The organism is Streptomyces sp. ADMS, assembly GCF_033441795.1.
Taxonomy (GTDB): Bacteria; Actinomycetota; Actinomycetes; order Streptomycetales; family Streptomycetaceae; genus Streptomyces.
The window spans coordinates 75,932-93,671 of record NZ_JAVFVX010000010.1; the positions used below are offsets into that span (position 1 = coordinate 75,932).

Consider the following 17,740-nt stretch of genomic DNA (forward strand, 5'->3'; position numbering starts at 1 on the left):
TGACCGTGCCCCCGTCGGCACCATGGCCCGAGACACCAGGACAGACCGAGTCGGCAAGGTCATGGGCTACGAAGGTCCGTACGCGCAACTTCGGCCCCTTGAAGGCGGACGCGAGTGGGACGTTCACCCGAACCACATCGAGCCCCTTTCCTTGTCGAGTGCTTTGAGCGGCCCCGTTGCTGATCTGAACGAGCGTAGCCATGGGGGGCTTTGATGGCTGTCGGGAAAATTCTCCGCTGGGTTCCTTATGAGACTCGGCAAGACCCGATGGTTGAGCCCGAATACTCCGCGTCATGCGTAGCCGGTGCCGAAGAAGCTTGCGGGGCTGAGTCAGGGACGCACAACAACCCGACTGACGTTGACGACTGGATGCGCGACCACATGAAAGTGACCGGGCACTTGTACTTCCGGCGCTCGTTCGTGGACTTCGCGGAACTGACCGTCAGCGGAATGCCGACCGACCTTCAACCGGCTCAGGTAACGCGGGTGACGACGTGAGGGCATTAACGATGGTGTCGGAATGCGGGAACACGCTCGACGTGCCAGACGGCATGCGTGAAGCGGCTCTTGAATTCCCCAACACCCGAAGCCGCGAAGACACCGTGCCGGACACCGTAACGTGCGAACTCGACAAACACCCGTACGTCGATCACGTTGCCCTACTGCTCGACCTGGGGCCACGCGAAGAAGACGGGGCCGCATGGGTCACATGGTGTGCAGACGGCAGCGACATCAAAGTTCAGCGCAAACCGTACTGCTCTTCAAAATGCCCGTCGAGAGAAGACGCTTGTTGGTTGCATGAGCAACACAGGGGCGGGCATTCATGGGAACGGTTCGAGTAACTCTATAAACTCCGCCCCTGCCGAACGTATCCGGAAAGATGCTCCCCCGCTTCTTATCGGAATTCTCGGCAGGGGCGGGCATTGACTCCCCCTTGTAGTTGAGTCAGGCACAACACCGGCTAGGTGATCGCTTTTAGTCGAACGGCCACGTACTAGCCAGAGACTCCGGTTCGAGTCCGGGCAAGGGGACTCTCGTCCGGCTGTCTGTAGACGGTGGCAGCCGGACGGGTCAGCAAGTGCACGCAACCGACAAGGAGAGTGCAGGAGTGAGTATTTCGACTTACGCGCTTCCCTCCGCTGAAAGCGTGGCGGAGCGAGCGAAAGAGATCATGTCGGCCATTGAGGCTGACCCGGAGTTCGACGCCTTCACGGCTGCCGCGCTCAAGTACGACGAAGCATGGACCTGCTTTACGGGCTTTCCCGTCATCGCCAACTGGGACTTGGACGCCGACAAGCGTCCGCTTCTCACGGAGGGGCTTCGCACCCTTTCCCTCAAGGCTGCCGTGTACGAAATGGGTGGCCAGGACGAGGACATGACGGAAATCCCCGTCGCCGTTCCCGTGGACGAGATGATGCACGCGATGATCGCGCAACCGCAGCTTCTCGCCCGCATCGCTGAGCGCGTCGGTGTCTCGGTAATTCACCAGACCGACAAGGAACACCACGACTACGTGCCCGGCGACTACACGCACACGGCGTACGTGGCCGCGTGGGGTGAGCCGAACGAGCGCTATTGGGTCGGCCACGCTGAAGCGAACCGGCGGCTCGAAATTCTGGACGCCATGTACGCGAAGGCGGGATTCCTGCGGTCCGGCAAGGCGCACCAAATCGACTTCGCTGCCGCGTAGTCGCTAGCTCATCGCGCGGCGCAGCACCGTAAGCGGGTCAAGGTCCGGGAACTTACGCCGGATCTCTGCTGATGCTTGGGCAATGAGTTGGTCGAGCAAGACCGGTGCTGCACTGTAGAGCACGTCATGCAAGTACGGCACCAATTCGGAAGGGTCGGGCGGCAAATGTAATTCCATGGTCAGCGGTGCATTCTCGCTCTTGTACCGGGCGACCGGCAGCCCGACCTTTTCCGGATGAACACAGACCGGCGTTCCGTCGGCCGTGTACCGGTGACCATCCGCAGGGTTGAACGGGCATTCCCTTGTGGGCCGTTCGAATACGTCGAACTCCCCAACGGGGAGACGGCGCGACGGGCAGATACCGCAAGCAAGGTGCAGAACGTCACCGTTTACGAAGGGCTCAGCCATAGAGCGAGCCTAGCCCCACCAGGGGCCACAAGACCCCCCTTCCGGCCGTCCCCAACCTGGGCAGGTCGAGCGGCCAGAAGGGGTGTAGGGCCCTCTCACGCGGCCATAGGGAGCGCGCTTGAGAGGATGAGGAAGCCCCGTCCGTCCGTTACCCCCGTGGCGGATGGGCGGGGTTTCTTATGCACCAAGGGGGACGCGACATCATCGAGGGCATCCCGCACTGAGCTGGCCGCGCCGCCTTCCCCCGAGGGGGCGGCGCGGTCCTGCGGACGGACGACGGCCCCGGTACCTACCGTGAGGTACCGGGGCCGTTCCTTCACCAACACTTCATTCGCACGAAGGTTCGATAAGGCGAGGCGAAGGGTACGGGATATGACAGAGGCAATCTTCTGGGCGCAGTGATAGTTATGTGACCCACTGAACTCCCGGCCCCCGGTTGCGAGCCGTAGGCGCTGGGAAGTGCACAGCCCCTAGGGTGAACCCCTGGGGGCTGTTGCGCGTGATCGTTGGTGGGCGACCCGGCTCGTGCAGGGGTTGACCCGCCCCGGCACCCCTTCGAGAATTGAGGGGTTGACTGGTCTAAACCAATTGGGACGGTGTACCGGAATGGCAGACAACGAGCGTTCTTCACTCTCCAACCTGCTGAAGGAAGAGCGCAGGTTCGCGCCACCCGCCGAGCTGGCCGCACACGCCAACGTCACGGCGGAGGCGTACGAACAGGCCAAGGCTGACCGGCTCGGCTTCTGGGCCGCGCAGGCCCGCCGGCTGACCTGGGCCACCGAGCCGACCGAGACGCTGGACTGGTCGAACCCGCCGTTCGCCAAGTGGTTCAAGGACGGCAGCCTCAACGTCGCGTACAACTGCGTCGACCGGCATGTCGAGGCCGGGAACGGCGACCGGGTCGCCATCCACTTCGAGGGGGAGCCCGGCGACAGCCGCGCGATCACCTACGCCGAACTCAAGGACGAGGTGTCCAAGGCGGCCAACGCCCTGCTGGAGCTGGGGGTCGAGAAGGGCGACCGGGTCGCCGTCTACATGCCGATGATCCCGGAGACGGCGATCGCGATGCTGGCGTGTGCCCGTATCGGCGCCGCGCACAGTGTCGTCTTCGGCGGGTTCTCCGCGGACGCGCTCGCGACCCGCATCCAGGACGCCGACGCCAAGATCGTCATCACCACCGACGGCGGCTACCGCCGCGGCAAGCCGTCCGCGCTCAAGCCCGCCGTCGATGCCGCCGTCGAGCGCGTCGACAACGTGGAGCACGTGCTCGTCGTCCGCCGTACCGGCCAGGACGTCGACTGGCACGAGGGCAGGGACGTGTGGTGGCACGATGTCGTCGAGCGGCAGAGCGCCGAGCACACACCCGAGGGGTTCGAGGCCGAGCAGCCGCTGTTCATCCTCTACACCTCCGGTACGACGGGCAAGCCCAAGGGCATCCTGCACACCTCCGGCGGCTACCTCACCCAGGCCGCCTACACCCACCACGCCGTCTTCGACCTCAAGCCGGAGACCGACGTCTACTGGTGCACCGCCGACGTCGGCTGGGTCACCGGGCACTCGTACATCGTGTACGGGCCGCTGGCCAACGGTGCGACGCAGGTGATGTACGAGGGGACTCCGGACACCCCGCACCAGGGCCGTTTCTGGGAGATCATCCAGAAGTACGGGGTCACGATCCTCTACACGGCGCCCACCGCCATTCGTACGTTCATGAAGTGGGGCGACGACATCCCCGCCAAGTTCGACCTCTCCTCCCTCCGGGTGCTGGGGTCCGTGGGCGAGCCGATCAACCCCGAGGCGTGGATCTGGTACCGCAAGCACATCGGCTCCGACGTGACGCCCATCGTCGACACCTGGTGGCAGACCGAGACCGGCGCCATGATGATCTCCCCGCTGCCCGGCGTGACCGAGACCAAGCCGGGGTCCGCCCAGCGGGCGCTGCCCGGCATCGCCGCCACCGTCGTCGACGACGAGGCGCGCGAAGTGCCCAACGGGGGCGGCGGCTACCTCGTGCTGACCGAGCCGTGGCCGTCCATGCTGCGCACCATCTGGGGCGACGACCAGCGGTTCCTCGACACGTACTGGTCCCGCTTCGAGGGCAAGTACTTCGCCGGTGACGGCGCCAAGAAGGACGACGACGGCGACATCTGGCTCCTGGGCCGGGTGGACGACGTCATGCTCGTCTCCGGGCACAACATCTCCACCACCGAGGTCGAGTCCGCGCTCGTCTCGCACCCCTCCGTCGCCGAAGCGGCCGTCGTCGGCGCCGCGGACGAGACCACCGGGCAGGCCATCGTCGCCTTCGTCATCCTGCGCGGCACCGCCTCCGAGACCGACACCCTCGTCGCCGAACTGCGCAACCACGTCAGCGAGGCCCTCGGCCCGATCGCCAAGCCCAAGCGCATCCTGCCTGTCGCGGAACTTCCCAAGACCCGCTCCGGAAAGATCATGCGCCGACTGCTGCGCGACGTGGCCGAGAACCGGGAGCTGGGCGACGTGACCACTTTGACCGACTCCACCGTCATGGACCTCATCCAGACGAAGCTGCCCGCGGCGGGCAGCGAGGACTAGAGGGCTGGAGATGGACTAGACCACCAGGGGGTTTCCTCCGGGCCGCGTATCCCCGCGCACCTTGGGTAAGCTGAAGATCGCGTCAACAACGCGACAAGATCCGCGAGGATCGCCAAGGTGCGCCGGGAAGTCTGGTCGGCATACGTTCCGTGCTGCCCATCGACCGGAGGTCTCCCCGTGGCCGCCCCCTCTTCCCCCAGCCGCAAGCTCCTCGGACAGCTCTCGCTGCCCGAGCGGACCTTCGTCGCGAACGCACTGCGGACGGAGACCGTCGGCGGGGTGCTGCTGCTCCTCGCCGCGATCGCCGCGCTGATCTGGGCCAACACGCCGATCAAGGACAGCTACCAGGCCGTCCTCGACTTCCACGTCGGCCCCGCCGCCCTCGGGCTCGACCTCTCCCTCCAGCACTGGGCCGCCGACGGGCTGCTCGCGATCTTCTTCTTCGTCGCCGGCATCGAACTCAAGCGCGAACTCGTCGCCGGGGATCTGCGCGACCCGAGGGCCGCCGCGCTGCCCGTCGTCGCCGCCCTGTGCGGAATGGCCGTACCGGCGCTCGTCTACACCCTCACCAGCGTCACCGGCGGCGGCTCACTGGCCGGGTGGGCCGTACCCACGGCCACCGACATCGCCTTCGCGCTCGCCGTGCTCGCCGTCATCGGTACGTCCCTGCCGAACGCCCTGCGCGCGTTCCTGCTCACCCTGGCCGTGGTCGACGACCTCTTCGCCATCCTGATCATCGCGGTCTTCTTCACCGACGACCTGAACCTCCCCGCGCTCGGCGGCGCGGTCGTCGGCCTCGCCGTCTTCTGGTTGTTGCTGCGGAAGGGCGTGCGCGGGTGGTACGTGTACGTCCCGCTCGCGCTCGTCATCTGGGCGCTGATGTACAACAGCGGCATCCACGCCACCATCGCCGGTGTCTCGATGGGCCTGATGCTGCGGTGCACGACCCGTACGGAGGACGGGGAGGAGCACTCGCCCGGGGAGCACGTCGAGCATCTGGTACGACCCCTTTCGGCCGGGCTCGCCGTGCCGCTGTTCGCCCTGTTCAGCGCAGGTGTCTCGGTGTCCGGCGGGGCGCTGGGGGAGGTGTTCACGCAGCCGGAGACGCTCGGGGTCGTGCTCGGGCTCGTCGTCGGGAAGACACTCGGGATCTTCGGCGGGACCTGGCTGACGGCACGTTTCACCCGCGCCTCACTCAGCGACGACCTGGCCTGGGCCGACGTGTTCGCCGTCGCCTCGCTCGCCGGGATCGGCTTCACCGTCTCGCTACTGATCGGCGAACTCGCGTTCGACGGCGATGCCGCGCTCACCGACGAGGTCAAGGCCGCCGTCCTGGTCGGCTCGCTCATCGCCGCGCTCACCGCGACCGTGCTGCTGAAGATACGGAACGCCCGATACCGCCGGATGTGGGAGGCGGAGGAGCGCGACGACGACCTCGACGGCATCCCCGACATCTACGAGGAGCACGATCCGGCGTACCACCTGCGCATGGCCGACATCTACGAAGGGAAGGCGGCAGAACACCGGCGCATCGCCGACCTCAAGGCCGCAGAAATCGAGGCCGCAGAACGGGACCGGCTTGCCGAAGTGGCGGGCGGGGCGGGCGACAAGGGCAACGGTCCGGCATGATCTGACACGTAAACAGTCAGACAGGTACGCCAGGCGCGTACGTCAGACACCCGAGCAAACAACAGGGAGACCTCGATGAGCGCACCCGACGGCAACCCGGTCGGCGCCGAACGCAGCATCGGCCAGTTGTTCGCCTCGGCGACGACCGAGATGTCCGCGCTGGTGCACGACGAGATCGCGCTGGCGAAAGCGCAGCTCAAGCAGGACGTGAAGCGCGGCGCGACGAGCGGCGGCGCGTTCACGGTGGCCGGCGCCGTCCTTTTGTTCTCCCTGCCGATGCTCAACTTCGCACTGGCGTACGCCATCCGGACCTGGAGCGACTGGAACCTCGCGGTCTGCTTCCTGCTGTCGTTCGCCGCGAACGTCCTGGTCGCCGTACTCCTGGTGATGATCGGCGTCGTCTTCGCGAAGAAGGCCAAGAAGAGCAAGGGCCCGCAGAAGGTCGCCGCCTCCATGAAGGAGACAGCGGGCGTACTCCAGAACGCCAAGCCGCACCCCCGCCCCGCCCCGGTGAGTGACACGGTCGAGGTTGTGGCACGCTCGTCCTCATGACGGACCCCGCCACACCCCCGGCGCACCCCTCATCCACGCAGCCCGCCTCGGTCGTACGGCTCGACCTGCCCGGCGGGGGCGAGGTGATGCACCGGGATGTCGCCGCCAACGGCGCCCGGTTCCACATCGCCGAACTGGGCGACGGGCCGCTGGTCCTGCTCGTGCACGGGTTCCCACAGTTCTGGTGGACCTGGCGCCACCAGCTGGCCGCCCTTGCCGACGCCGGGTTCCGGGCCGTCGCCATGGACCTGCGGGGCGTGGGCGGCAGCGACCGCACGCCCCGGGGTTACGACCCCGCGAACCTCGCCCTCGACATCACGGGCGTCGTCCGGTCCCTGGGCGAGCCCGACGCCGCGCTGGTCGGCCACGACCTGGGCGGATACCTGGCCTGGACGGCCGCGGTGATGCGCCCCAAGCTGGTACGGCGGCTCGTGGTGTCCTCGATGCCCCACCCCAGGCGCTGGCGGTCGGCGATGCTCTCCGACGTCAGGCAGACGGCCGCCGGTTCATACATCTGGGGGTTCCAGCGGCCCTGGATCCCGGAGCGTCAGCTCGTCGCGGACGACAGCGCGCTCGTCGGACGGCTGATCCGGGACTGGTCGGGGCCGCGACTGCCGGACGACGAGGCGGTGGAGACGTACCGCGCGGCCATGTGCATCCCGTCGACCGCGCACTGTGCGATCGAGCCGTACCGCTGGATGGTCCGCTCGATGGCCCGTCCGGACGGCATCCAGTTCAACCGGCGCATGAAGCGGCCGGTGCAGGTGCCGACGCTGCACCTGCACGGCTCGCTCGATCCGGTGCTGCGCACGCGCAGCGCGGCCGGCTCCGGGGAGTACGTCGAAGCGCCGTACCGCTGGCGTCTGTTCGACGGTCTGGGGCACTTCCCGCACGAGGAGGATCCGGTCGCTTTCTCGACGGAGCTGGTCAACTGGCTGAAGGATCCCGAGCCCGACCGGTGACCGCCGGTGCGCCCGGCATTCGAGGACTGGAACATCTGTCCTACGAACGGCCAATTGCCCGGCGCATAGGCCAATTGGGGGCCCATGGGGCGGTTATCGACCTTGGGCCAGGGGCAGACGTCGGGGTATGGGCTGGACGCACGACTACAGTGACGCAGCACGCAATCGCCGCTCGGGCCACGGCCTGAGCTCTCACCGAGGAGGTTCCCCGCACATCGCGGGGACGGACCTGAAGGTGGGCATTCCGCGCATCCTGCGCCGCCGAGCCCGCTGGGTCACGGTGCGCCTGCGCCACCCCCGCCCCTGAGGCCCGTACGGGACCAGCCCGTAGGGGACTTTTCAAGCGGTCCGAACCGGCTCAGAGCGCGCAGCTGTCGCTGTCCACCTGCTGGTTGGCGGTACGCCCCTGGGCGATGTCCGACTGGATCTCGTCCGCGGTGAGCGCGTAACCGGTGTCCGGGTCGTCGAGGGACTTCGCGAAGACCACGCCGTACACCTTGCCTTCGGGCGTGAGCAGCGGGCCGCCGGAGTTGCCCTGGCGGACGGTCGCGAACAGGGAGTAGACATCGCGGCGGACCGTGCCGCGGTGGTAGATGTCCGGTCCGTTGGCCGTGATGCGACCACGCACGCGCGCGGGACGGACGTCGTACGACCCGTTCTCCGGGAAGCCGGCGACGATCGCGCTCTTGCCGCTGCTCGCGTCCTCGGTCGTGAACTCCAGCGCGGGCGCGCTCAGATCGGGTACGTCGAGTACGGCGATGTCGCGCTTCCAGTCGTAGAGGACGACCGTCGCGTCGTACTTCCGGCCCTCGCCGCCTATCTGGACGGTGGGCTCGTCGACGCCGCCGACCACGTGCGCGTTGGTCATCACACGGCGTTTGTCGAAGACGAAGCCGGTGCCCTCCAGGACCTTGCCGCAGCTCTGGGCGGTGCCCATGACCTTGACGATGGACCGCTGGGCACGGACGGCGACCGCGCTGTTGGCGAGCGCCGGGTCGGGCGGGTCGACGTCCTTGATGGGCTCGTCGGCGAACGGGCTGAAGACCTGTGGGAAGCCGTTCTGCGCGAGGACCGAGGTGAAGTCCTTGAACCAGGTGTCGGCGTCGGAGGGCAGCACCTGCTGCACCCCTGCCAGCACCTTGGAGCCTCGGACCTCCTTGCCCACCGTGGGCATCGTGGTCTGCGCGAGGGCGGCGCCGATCAGCCAGGCGACCAGGAGCATCGCGACGACGTTGACGAGGGCTCCGCCGGTCGCGTCCAGAGCGCGCGCGGGCGACCAGGTGATGTACCGGCGCAGCTTGCTGCCGAGATGGGTGGTCAGGGCCTGGCCCACGGAGGCGCAGACGATCACGATGACGACCGCGACGATCGCGGCGGTCGTGTTCACCTCGGCCTCGTCCGTCACACCGTCCCAGACGACGGGCAGCAGATAGACCGCGACGAGACCACCGCCCAGAAAGCCGATCACCGACAGGATGCCGACGACGAACCCCTGGCGGTAACCGACGATCGCGAACCACACGGCGGCGACCAGCAACAAGATGTCCAGCACGTTCACCGTTTCAAGCCTCGCCTCGTCATTCCGGTCGCCTTGAGCTCGGCCGGGGGTCCGGGGGATGTCCCCCGGAGATCACAGCACGAGGGCCACCCTGTCACGCGCGCCAGTCCAGCGGGACCTGCTTGTTTCTGTCCCAGGGCCGCTCCCACCCCGAGTAGTGCAGCAGGCGGTCGATGATCCCGGCCGTGAAGCCCCACACCAAGATCGATTCGACCAGAAATGCCGGACCTTTGTGGCCACTTGGGTGCACGGCGGTCGCACGGTTGGCCGGATCCGTGAGATCCGCCACGGGGACCGTGAAGACGCGGGCCGTCTCGTTCGGGTCGACGACCCCGACCGGCGTCGGCTCGCGCCACCAGCCCAGCACGGGCGTGACGACGAAGCCGCTCACCGGGATGTAGAGCTTGGGCAGCACGCCGAAGAGCTGGACGCCGGCCGGATCGAGCCCGGTCTCCTCCTCGGCCTCCCGCAACGCGGCCCGCAGCGGACCGTCGCCCTGCGGATCGCCGTCCTCGGGGTCGAGGGCGCCGCCCGGGAAGGAGGGCTGGCCGGCGTGGGAGCGCAGCGAGGTGGCGCGCTCCATGAGCAGCAGCTCGGGCCCGCCGTCGCCCTCAAGGCTTTCGGTCTTCCCCTCGCCCTCGCCGAAGAGGATCAGTACGGCGGACTGGCGGCCGGCGCCGTCCGCGGGCGGCAGGAAGCGGCTCAGCTGGAGCGGCTCGACCGTCTCGACGGCGTGCGCCACCGGATCGAGCCAGCCGGGCAGGCCGTCCTTGCTGAGCGTCGCCTCGCCGCCCTGTGTGTTGCTCGCGCGAGTCACCGCCACCCCCGTTCTGCTGCTTCCAACGCCTGCGGCTGCCCTGTTGGTTCCGTCCCGGACGATGCCGTACGACTCCCAGGCATCATCCCGGGCCTCATCCGGCCCCCAGCGGGGGCGCCGGGATGCCACCAGCGTCGAGGTACGCCTGCGGCGGGCTGAGCCGCTGGCCCGGGAAGCCGCCCTTCTCGTACTTCAGGAGCTTCCGCGCCTTCTCCGGGTCCGTCTCGCCCTCACCGTACGCCGGGCAGAGCGGGGCGAGCGGGCAGGCACCGCAGGCGGGCTTGCGGGCGTGGCAGATACGGCGGCCGTGGAAGATCACGTGGTGCGAGAGCATCGTCCAGTCGCTCTTGGGGAAGAGCGCGCCGACGGCGGTCTCGATCTTGTCCGGGTCCTTTTCCGCCGTCCACTGCCAGCGGTGCACGAGCCGCTGGAAGTGCGTGTCCACGGTGATGCCGGGGCGCCCGAAGGCGTTGCCGAGCACGACAAAGGCGGTCTTGCGGCCCACGCCGGGCAGTTTGACGAGGTCTTCGAGCCGGCCTGGCACCTCGCCGCCGAAGTCCTCCGACAGAGCCTTGGACAGCCCTATGACAGATCTGGTCTTGGCACGGAAGAAGCCGGTCGGTCGCAGGATCTCCTCGACCTCCTCGGGGTTGGCGGCGGCCAGGTCCTCGGGGGTGGGGTACTTGGCGAAGAGGGCGGGGGTCGTCTGGTTGACCCTCAGGTCGGTGGTCTGGGCGGACAGGACCGTGGCGACGAGCAGTTGGAAGGAGTTCTCGAAGTCCAGCTCGGGATGCGCGTACGGATAGATCTCGGCGAGCTCGCGGTCGATCCGGCGGGCACGACGGACAAGCGCGGTACGCGACTCGTCGCGGGGCGGCTTGGACGTGGCGGCCTTGGACGCGGGCTTGGGGGCGGCGGTTTTGGGGGCAGCGGCCTTGGACGCGGGTTTCGGGGCAGCGGTATCGACGGCGGCGGCCTCGGAGACAGCGAACCTGGAGGCAACAGCCTTCGTAGCGGCGGCCTTGGTGGCGGCGGCCTTGGGGGCAGCGGCCTTGGACGCGGGCTTGGGGGCGGCCGGCTTCGCAGGCGCGGCCGTCTTGGTCGCGGTCGCCTTCTGCGCCGCCGCGGACGCGGCCTTCTGCACAGGCGCCGCCCTCTTCACGCGCGCGGCCTTCTTCACCGGGTCGACCGGCCCGGCGGACTCTTCCTCCGGGGCGCCACTTCCGGCCGTTCCAGCCATCTCCGTCCCCCCGGTCACCTTCTTGGCGGCTTTCTCCACCGACATCACCTCTGCCGCTTTCCACGCATTCCGGCCCCCACCCGCACCCTGTTCGCCCACAGCGGAATCGCGCCGGGCGGTCACCCGCTCAGCCCCCTTGGCCTGTGCTCTCACCGGCGATTTGGACACCCGGCCAGCCTAGAGCCCGGCACTGACATCCGCCCCGGACCCTGGAGATCGGCGCCCAATTGGCCCCCTGCCGCACTGCTCGGGACACCCGTGCGGCATCCTTGTGACAGATCACACTGTTTGGACCGTCCGGCAAGATGGGGAACACGGTCCCCGTTAACCGGGGAGCAAGATCCCCTGAGCAGGTCGACAAGGAGAGAACTCGTGGACGACGTTCTGCGGCGCGCCCCGCTCTTCGCGGCGCTCGATGACGAGCAGGCCGCGGAGCTCCGCGCCTCCATGAGTGAGGTGACCCTCGCGCGCGGTGACGCCCTGTTCCATGAGGGCGACCCAGGAGACCGCCTCTACGTGGTCACCGAGGGCAAGGTCAAGCTGCACCGCACGTCCCCGGACGGGCGCGAGAACATGCTGGCCGTCCTCGGCCCCGGCGAACTGATCGGCGAGCTGTCGCTGTTCGACCCGGGCCCGCGCACCGCCACGGCCACCGCGCTGACCGAGGTCAAGCTGCTCGGCCTCGGCCACGGCGACCTCCAGCCCTGGCTGAACGCCCGCCCCGAGGTGGCCGCCGCGCTCCTGCGCGCAGTCGCCCGGCGACTGCGCAAGACCAACGACCAGATGTCCGACCTGGTCTTCTCCGATGTGCCGGGCCGTGTCGCGCGCGCCCTGCTCGACCTCTCGCGCCGCTTCGGCGTGCAGTCGGAGGAGGGCATCCACGTCGTGCACGACCTGACCCAGGAGGAGCTGGCGCAGCTCGTCGGCGCCTCCCGGGAGACGGTCAACAAGGCGCTCGCCGACTTCGCGGGCCGCGGCTGGCTGCGCCTGGAGGCGCGGGCCGTGATCCTGCTGGACGTGGAGCGCCTCGCGAAGCGTTCGAGGTAGCCGGGAGTCGTCCATACGTGCGAGAGGGGCCCTGCCGAACGGCGGGGCCCCTCTCGCGTTCACCGGAGTGGGGGGCCACGCGGACCGCGCGGTGGCGAGAACAGGATCAAGGGGTGGGTGGAGATGCACCAGGACAGAGCGCCGGAGTCGGTCTGGGCGGCGGCGCCGGAGCCCGCGAAGCGCCGGCTGCGACTGTTCCGCCGGGACCCGGAGGCGCAGACGCTGTGGCAGTCCGAGTTCGAGCAGCAGGACCTGGGCGAGCCGCTCGGGGTGTGGGCGACGGACGAGGTGGTGGCCCTGGTGCGCTTCGACCGCGTGACCGCGTACGCACCGGCGACCGGTGAGCCCCGCTGGACCTGGCAGCCGCCGGGCCAGGACGTGATCGTCCGGGTGGCCGAGGACACCGCGGACGGCCTGGGCGTCGTCCTGCACTACGACGACGGCGGGCGGGTCGACGAGAAGGTCCGCCTCACCGCGCTCGACCTCGGCTCCGGAGACGTTGCCTGGTCGCGCGAGCAGCCGAAGGACCAGCTGGGCGACATCGGCGCCGACCGCGCACGCCATGTGTCGATCGGCGGCGGCCGGATAGCGACCGCCCCCGTCTGGATAGCGAACAGCCAGGGCCGGAAGGGCAAAGAACCTCCGGTGGTCCGGTCTCTCGACGCGCGCACCGGCTCCGTCCAGTGGGAGCGGTCGCTCCCGGACCACTGGGGCGACTGGTTCTCCGCCCTGGCTGCCGACCCGCCGGTCCTGTCCGTCCGCAACCGCGGCAAGCGCTCCCGCCCACGGCTGTACGTGGTGCGCGAGGACGGGCAGTGGCACATCGAACTCCCCGACGGTTACCAGGACTTCGGACCCGCGGTCGCCGTCGTCGGCGACACGATCGCCGTCGGACTGGAACCGGACGACCCCGCCGGCGACAGCGAGAAGAGCGCCGACACCCTCCTGCGCGCCTACTCCGTCCGCACCGGCGAGCAACTCTGGGAGTGGCGCGTTGATCACGGCCGTACGCTCCATCCGCTGGCCCACCGCGGGTACTTCATGGTGGGCAACGGCTACGGCAGCCGGGTGACCGTCCTCGACCCCGCCGACGGTCGGGTTGTCGCGGAGCGCAGACTGCCCGGCTTCAGCTACCGGGCGAGGTACGCCGCCTGGGGCGACCGCCTGGCCGTGGTGTGCCATGCGGTGAGTGAGACCCGCCGCCTGCGCGTGTTCCGCTGGAAGTGACGTGACGTACGAAGTGACGGCGCGCCCTGGGCTGGACGAGCGGGGTTCATCGCACGCGAGGGCTCCCTCGCGCGCGTGCCGTACGCCTTCCGGCCCGCCGTAGGTACCGCCCGCGGCCAACTCCTCGACGTCTTCGGGGAACGGCTGCCCAGCGCGTACCTCTACGGATCGATTCCGCGCGGTCGCGCGCGTGGGCCGCAGCGACCTGGACCTCCTGCTCGCGCTGCGCGATGAGCCCGCGGAGGGGGACCGGGCGGCGGCCGGTGCGACGGACGCGGCGCTCGACAGGAAGTTCGAGCAGATCGAGGGCGCCGGCACGCCGCTGGTCTCGCGGGTAGTCGAGGAGTACGCGCGCGAGGCACGGCGTCAAGGCGCCCAAGCCCGACCGAGGGCCCGGTCGCCGGGCAGGCCCTAGATGAGGCCGTGGTCGCGGAGGTACTCCAGCTGGGCCCGTACGGACAGTTCGGCGGCCGGCCACAGGGAGCGGTCCACATCCGCGTACACGTGGGCGACGACCTCCGCGGGACCGGTGTAGCCGTTCTCGACCGCTGTCTCGACCTGGGCGAGCCGGTGGGCGCGGTGGGCGAGATAGAACTCGACGGCGCCCTGGGCGTCGTCCAGGACGGGTCCGTGGCCCGGCAGGACGATGTCCACGCCGTCGTCCACCGTCAGGGACCTCAGCCGCCGCAGCGAGTCCAGATAGTCCCCCAGACGGCCGTCAGGATGGGCCACCACGGACGTTCCACGCCCCAGGACGGTGTCACCGGTCAGGACGGCCCGATCGGCCGGGAGATGGAAGCAGAGCGAGTCCGCGGTGTGCCCCGGCGTCGGTACGACCCTCAGCTCCAGCCCGCCGACGGACACGACGTCCCCGTGCTTGAGGCCCTCGTCCCCCAGCCGCAGCGCCGGGTCGAGCGCCCGCACAGGCGTCCCCGTCAGCTCGGCGAACCGTCCGGCACCCTCGGCGTGGTCCGGATGCCCGTGCGTGAGCAGCGTCAGCGCGACCCGCTTGCCGGCCCTCTCCGCGGTGTCGACGACATGCCGGAGGTGCAGGTCGTCCAGGGGCCCCGGGTCTACGACGACGGCCAGTTCGGAATCCGGCTCGGAGACGATCCAGGTGTTCGTGCCGTCGAGGGTCATCGCGGAGGCGTTGGGCGCGAGGACGTTGACCGCGCGCGCGGTGGCGGGGCCCGAAAGAACCCCGCCGCGGGGCTGGCCGGGGAGAGCGGCGGCTTCAGTCATGCGGGGGCACCTGTCAGGGGGTGAGGCGGGGGTGGGGGTGGGGGTGGGGTCGTGGGGGTGAGGGTGTTCGCGGGCGCGGGCACCATCACGGGCGCGGGCGGCATCGCGGTTGGGCTGCCGGGCGCGGGCACCATCGCGGACGGGGGCGGCATCGCGGTTGGGCTGCCGGGCGCGGGCACCATCGCGGACGGGGGCACCATCGCAGGCGTGGGCGGCATCGCGGACGTGGGCGGCATCGCGAGCACGGGCACCATCGCGGACGCGGTCATGCGGGGGTTCCCCCGATCCGGATGTGCTTGGTGAACTCGTCGTGCCCGGGCCAGGCGAGCACGATCTCGTCGTCCTCCAGGGTGGCCCTGGCCAGGACAGGGGCCAGGTCGCGCTCCAGGGCCCCGGTGAGGGCGCCGGACGCGCTGTCGTACGGGGCCAGTGCGCGCAGCGTCGCGATCGTGGGCGGCATCATCAGCAGCTCGCCCCTGTCGTACGAGGCTGCCGCGTCGGCCGGTTTGATCCACACCGTGCGGTCCGCCTCCGTGGAGGCGTTCCGGGTGCGCTGGCCCGCCGGGAGAGCCGCCACGAAGAACCAGGTGTCGTAGCGGCGAGCCTCGAACTCCGGGGTGATCCAGCGGGCCCACGCCCCGAGGAGATCGGATCGGAGCACCAGCCCGCGGCGGTACAGGAACTCGGCGAAGGACAGCTCCCGGGCGACGAGGGCCGCGCGGTCCGCCTCCCAGTCGTCGCCCGTGGTGTCTCCGACCACGGTGTCGGCGGCCTGGCCCGCGAGCAGGACACCCGCCTCCTCGTACGTCTCGCGTACGGCGGCGCAGACGACCGCCTGTGCGGACGTCTCGTCGGTGCCCAGGCCCAGCCGGGACGCCCACCACGCGCGCGTGGGGCCCGCCCAGCGGATCAGGTGGTCGTCGTCGCGCGGGTCGACTCCGCCGCCCGGATACGCGTACGCGCCCCCGGCGAAGGCCATGGAGGCGCGCCTGCGCAGCATGTGGACGACGAGGCCGGCGTCGGTGTCCTTCAGGAGCATGACGGTGGCCGCGCGCTTCGGGGTGACCGGGGTGAGGGTGCCTTCGGCGAGCCCGCGGATGAGGTCCGGCCACTCCGGTGGATACCACTGCCCGTTTGCCATGGGCGGAGGCTATCCGGTGGTGGGCGCATGTTCGAGGCTCCGAGGGTGTCCGCCCCGCCGCCCTTACCCGTCCCATCCCTGAGGGCTGCGCCCCCAGACCCCCGCTTCGGCCCTGAACGGGCCTTGTCCTCAAACTCCCCCAGAGGGGGACCCCCAGACGGGCTGGATGGTGCCGGCCGGCGCCAAGGAGCCTGAGCCGGACCGGCCTCACCCTCTGAAACACCGGACGCGCCGGATGCAACTGGGCGTGGGCTGAAAAGCGGCGGGGGCGGCGGGGCGGGAAAGAAGCCTGGGCAGGCCGCCCGCGAACGCCGGCCGGCGCCGAGAGGTTCGAGGGCGCCCGGCAATCGGGCCGAGACGGGGTGGGTGGGAAGGAATCCCGAGCAAACCCCGCCTCGCCTACACCCCCGTCAGCTCCACCTGGACCTCGACCTCGACCGGCGCGTCCAGCGGCAGTACCGCCACGCCGACCGCGCTGCGGGCGTGGACGCCCTTGTCGCCCAGCACCTCACCGAGGAGTTCGCTGGCACCGTTGATGACAGCGGGCTGCCCCGTGAAGTCGGGGGCCGAGGCGACGAAACCGACGACCTTCACGACCCGCGCCACGCGGTCGAGGTCACCGGCGACCGACTTGACCGCGGCGAGCGCGTTCAGCGCACACGTGCGGGCCAGTTGCCTGGCCTCCTCGGGCGTGACCTCCGCGCCCACCTTGCCGGTGACCGGGAGCTTGCCGTCCACCATGGGCAGCTGGCCCGAGGTGTACACGTACACCCCCGACTGCACGGCCGGCTGGTACGCGGCGAGCGGCGGCACGACCGCCGGCAGGGTCAGACCCAGTTCGGCGAGCCGGGACTCCACCGCGCTCACGCCTTCTCCCGCTTCAGGTAGGCCACGAGCTGCTCGGGGTTGTTCGGCCCGGGCACGACCTGGACGAGCTCCCAGCCGTCCTCGCCCCACGTGTCCAGGATCTGCTTCGTGGCATGAACAAGCAGCGGCACAGTCGCATATTCCCACGAACGACGGTTACTTTCCGACATGGCAACACCCCAGGTGGTCAGCGGCATGAATCTTCACGTTGCAGGCTATACGCGCCAGTCCTACGGACGGGTCAACGGGAGTGAGGCGTGCTCCGCCAGCCAGCGGAACGAAACCAGGCACGCTTCGGGTCATTCGCTGCCGAGTCGGCACGACAGGCCCGTGACGCCACCTCGTGTGACCCAGCTACATCTCGCGCACCGCCCTTGATGACCACGTGGTCGTGAACATCTTCGCCCTGATGCCTGCCGCTGAGCGGGACAGCGAATCGCGCAGCATCCCGGAGCGAGAGGCTGCCCACCACGCAGAGGTCAGTGAGATGCCCGGGACAGCGCAGGAGCGAAGCGCGGTGCCCCATGACCGGGCCGACGCGCTGCGCGCCCTGGACCAGCTGTACGAGGAACGGAAGCTGTATGAAGGCGACCCCATCGGCCGACGGCGCCGGCAGGCAGATGCGCGGACCCGACAGGAGCGCCTGCGCGCCGCCGGCAACAGGCTGGAAGCACTGGGTCAGGCCGGCTCGCTGGTGCTTCCGCTGGGCGAGTGGATGGCGAGCGATCAGAGAGGGTACGCACGTTGTCCACAGCCACCTGCGTAGGTCCGGGCCGGACTGGTTAACCT

At 69.5% G+C, this 17,740-nt stretch carries 18 protein-coding genes, 1 tRNA gene and 1 pseudogene; 12 read left to right on the forward strand and 8 right to left on the reverse strand.

Going from position 1 to position 17,740, the window contains the following annotated elements:
* Nucleotides 1–930: 930 nt before the first annotated feature.
* Nucleotides 931–1,031 (forward strand) — tRNA-OTHER (locus RB628_RS07050).
* A gap of 77 nt (nucleotides 1,032–1,108) precedes the next feature.
* Nucleotides 1,109–1,690 (forward strand): hypothetical protein, encoded by a 582-nt coding sequence (locus tag RB628_RS07055; RefSeq protein ID WP_318319427.1) that lies wholly within the window; start codon nucleotides 1,109–1,111, stop codon nucleotides 1,688–1,690.
* A gap of 3 nt (nucleotides 1,691–1,693) precedes the next feature.
* Here RB628_RS07055 and RB628_RS07060 read toward each other — a convergent pair whose 3' ends face one another.
* A complete protein-coding gene (locus RB628_RS07060) occupies nucleotides 1,694–2,098 on the reverse strand; it encodes a hypothetical protein (protein ID WP_318319428.1) in 405 nt (134 codons plus the stop codon).
* Between the two features lie 606 nt (nucleotides 2,099–2,704).
* Here RB628_RS07060 and acs point away from each other — a divergent pair.
* The 5 genes from acs (at nucleotide 2,705) to RB628_RS07085 (ending at nucleotide 8,119) form a co-directional block, all read left to right on the forward strand.
* The gene (gene acs / locus RB628_RS07065; RefSeq protein WP_318319429.1) at nucleotides 2,705–4,669 is read left to right on the forward strand and encodes an acetate--CoA ligase; all 1,965 of its coding nucleotides are present in this window, start codon (nucleotides 2,705–2,707) and stop codon (nucleotides 4,667–4,669) included.
* Nucleotides 4,670–4,846: 177 nt separating this feature from the next.
* Nucleotides 4,847–6,298: a Na+/H+ antiporter NhaA gene (gene nhaA / locus RB628_RS07070; RefSeq protein WP_318319430.1), complete on the forward strand. Its 1,452-nt coding sequence runs from the start codon at nucleotides 4,847–4,849 to the stop codon at nucleotides 6,296–6,298.
* A gap of 75 nt (nucleotides 6,299–6,373) precedes the next feature.
* Nucleotides 6,374–6,850: a phage holin family protein gene (locus RB628_RS07075; protein ID WP_318319431.1), complete on the forward strand. Its 477-nt coding sequence runs from the start codon at nucleotides 6,374–6,376 to the stop codon at nucleotides 6,848–6,850.
* The gene (locus RB628_RS07080) at nucleotides 6,847–7,812 is read left to right on the forward strand and encodes an alpha/beta hydrolase (protein WP_318319432.1); all 966 of its coding nucleotides are present in this window, start codon (nucleotides 6,847–6,849) and stop codon (nucleotides 7,810–7,812) included. Before RB628_RS07075 ends, RB628_RS07080 begins: the two co-directional genes overlap by 4 nt.
* A 127-nt stretch (nucleotides 7,813–7,939) precedes the next feature.
* The gene (locus tag RB628_RS07085; protein WP_318319433.1) at nucleotides 7,940–8,119 is read left to right on the forward strand and encodes a hypothetical protein; all 180 of its coding nucleotides are present in this window, start codon (nucleotides 7,940–7,942) and stop codon (nucleotides 8,117–8,119) included.
* 51 nt (nucleotides 8,120–8,170) lie between these two features.
* Here the strand turns inward: RB628_RS07085 and RB628_RS07090 are convergent, their stop codons facing one another.
* The 3 genes from RB628_RS07090 to nth all read right to left on the reverse strand — a co-directional run bounded on the left by RB628_RS07090 (nucleotide 8,171) and on the right by nth (nucleotide 11,472).
* Nucleotides 8,171–9,370 carry a MarP family serine protease gene (locus RB628_RS07090; RefSeq protein WP_318319434.1) on the reverse strand — a complete coding sequence of 400 codons (1,200 nt, stop codon included), beginning with the start codon at nucleotides 9,368–9,370 and terminating at the stop codon, nucleotides 8,171–8,173.
* A 94-nt stretch (nucleotides 9,371–9,464) separates the two neighbouring features.
* Nucleotides 9,465–10,187: a CoA pyrophosphatase gene (locus tag RB628_RS07095; protein ID WP_318319435.1), complete on the reverse strand. Its 723-nt coding sequence runs from the start codon at nucleotides 10,185–10,187 to the stop codon at nucleotides 9,465–9,467.
* Nucleotides 10,188–10,281: 94 nt separating this feature from the next.
* On the reverse strand, nucleotides 10,282–11,472 hold the full coding sequence (gene nth, locus RB628_RS07100) for an endonuclease III (protein ID WP_412180604.1): 1,191 nt from the start codon (nucleotides 11,470–11,472) through the stop codon (nucleotides 10,282–10,284).
* 327 nt (nucleotides 11,473–11,799) lie between these two features.
* Here nth and RB628_RS07105 point away from each other — a divergent pair, with 327 nt between their 5' ends.
* From RB628_RS07105 to RB628_RS07115, 3 genes and pseudogenes are all read left to right on the forward strand, one after another.
* The gene (locus RB628_RS07105) at nucleotides 11,800–12,474 is read left to right on the forward strand and encodes a Crp/Fnr family transcriptional regulator (protein ID WP_006382668.1); all 675 of its coding nucleotides are present in this window, start codon (nucleotides 11,800–11,802) and stop codon (nucleotides 12,472–12,474) included.
* A 123-nt stretch (nucleotides 12,475–12,597) separates the two neighbouring features.
* The gene (locus RB628_RS07110; RefSeq protein ID WP_318319437.1) at nucleotides 12,598–13,701 is read left to right on the forward strand and encodes a PQQ-binding-like beta-propeller repeat protein; all 1,104 of its coding nucleotides are present in this window, start codon (nucleotides 12,598–12,600) and stop codon (nucleotides 13,699–13,701) included.
* Between the two features lie 75 nt (nucleotides 13,702–13,776).
* A pseudogene (locus tag RB628_RS07115) lies at nucleotides 13,777–14,035 on the forward strand (nucleotidyltransferase); the annotation flags it as partial.
* Between the two features lie 77 nt (nucleotides 14,036–14,112).
* Here the strand turns inward: RB628_RS07115 and RB628_RS07120 are convergent.
* A complete protein-coding gene (locus RB628_RS07120) occupies nucleotides 14,113–14,943 on the reverse strand; it encodes an MBL fold metallo-hydrolase (RefSeq protein WP_318319438.1) in 831 nt (276 codons plus the stop codon).
* Nucleotides 14,944–14,994: 51 nt separating this feature from the next.
* Between RB628_RS07120 and RB628_RS07125 the strand changes: the two genes are divergently transcribed.
* Nucleotides 14,995–15,246 carry a hypothetical protein gene (locus RB628_RS07125; protein WP_318319439.1) on the forward strand — a complete coding sequence of 84 codons (252 nt, stop codon included), beginning with the start codon at nucleotides 14,995–14,997 and terminating at the stop codon, nucleotides 15,244–15,246.
* Here RB628_RS07125 and RB628_RS07130 read toward each other — a convergent pair.
* From RB628_RS07130 to RB628_RS07140, 3 genes are all read right to left on the reverse strand, one after another.
* Complete coding sequence (locus RB628_RS07130; RefSeq protein WP_318319440.1) at nucleotides 15,209–16,084, reverse strand: NUDIX hydrolase; 876 nt, start codon at nucleotides 16,082–16,084, stop codon at nucleotides 15,209–15,211. The genes RB628_RS07125 and RB628_RS07130 overlap by 38 nt on opposite strands.
* 399 nt (nucleotides 16,085–16,483) lie before the next feature.
* Nucleotides 16,484–16,951 carry a RidA family protein gene (locus RB628_RS07135; RefSeq protein WP_318319441.1) on the reverse strand — a complete coding sequence of 156 codons (468 nt, stop codon included), beginning with the start codon at nucleotides 16,949–16,951 and terminating at the stop codon, nucleotides 16,484–16,486.
* Complete coding sequence (locus RB628_RS07140) at nucleotides 16,948–17,121, reverse strand: DUF4177 domain-containing protein (RefSeq protein ID WP_318319471.1); 174 nt, start codon at nucleotides 17,119–17,121, stop codon at nucleotides 16,948–16,950. The genes RB628_RS07135 and RB628_RS07140 overlap by 4 nt, the downstream gene beginning before the upstream one ends.
* A 221-nt stretch (nucleotides 17,122–17,342) precedes the next feature.
* Between RB628_RS07140 and RB628_RS07145 the strand changes: the two genes are divergently transcribed.
* On the forward strand, nucleotides 17,343–17,717 hold the full coding sequence (locus RB628_RS07145) for a hypothetical protein (protein WP_318319442.1): 375 nt from the start codon (nucleotides 17,343–17,345) through the stop codon (nucleotides 17,715–17,717).
* Nucleotides 17,718–17,740 lie beyond the last annotated feature (23 nt).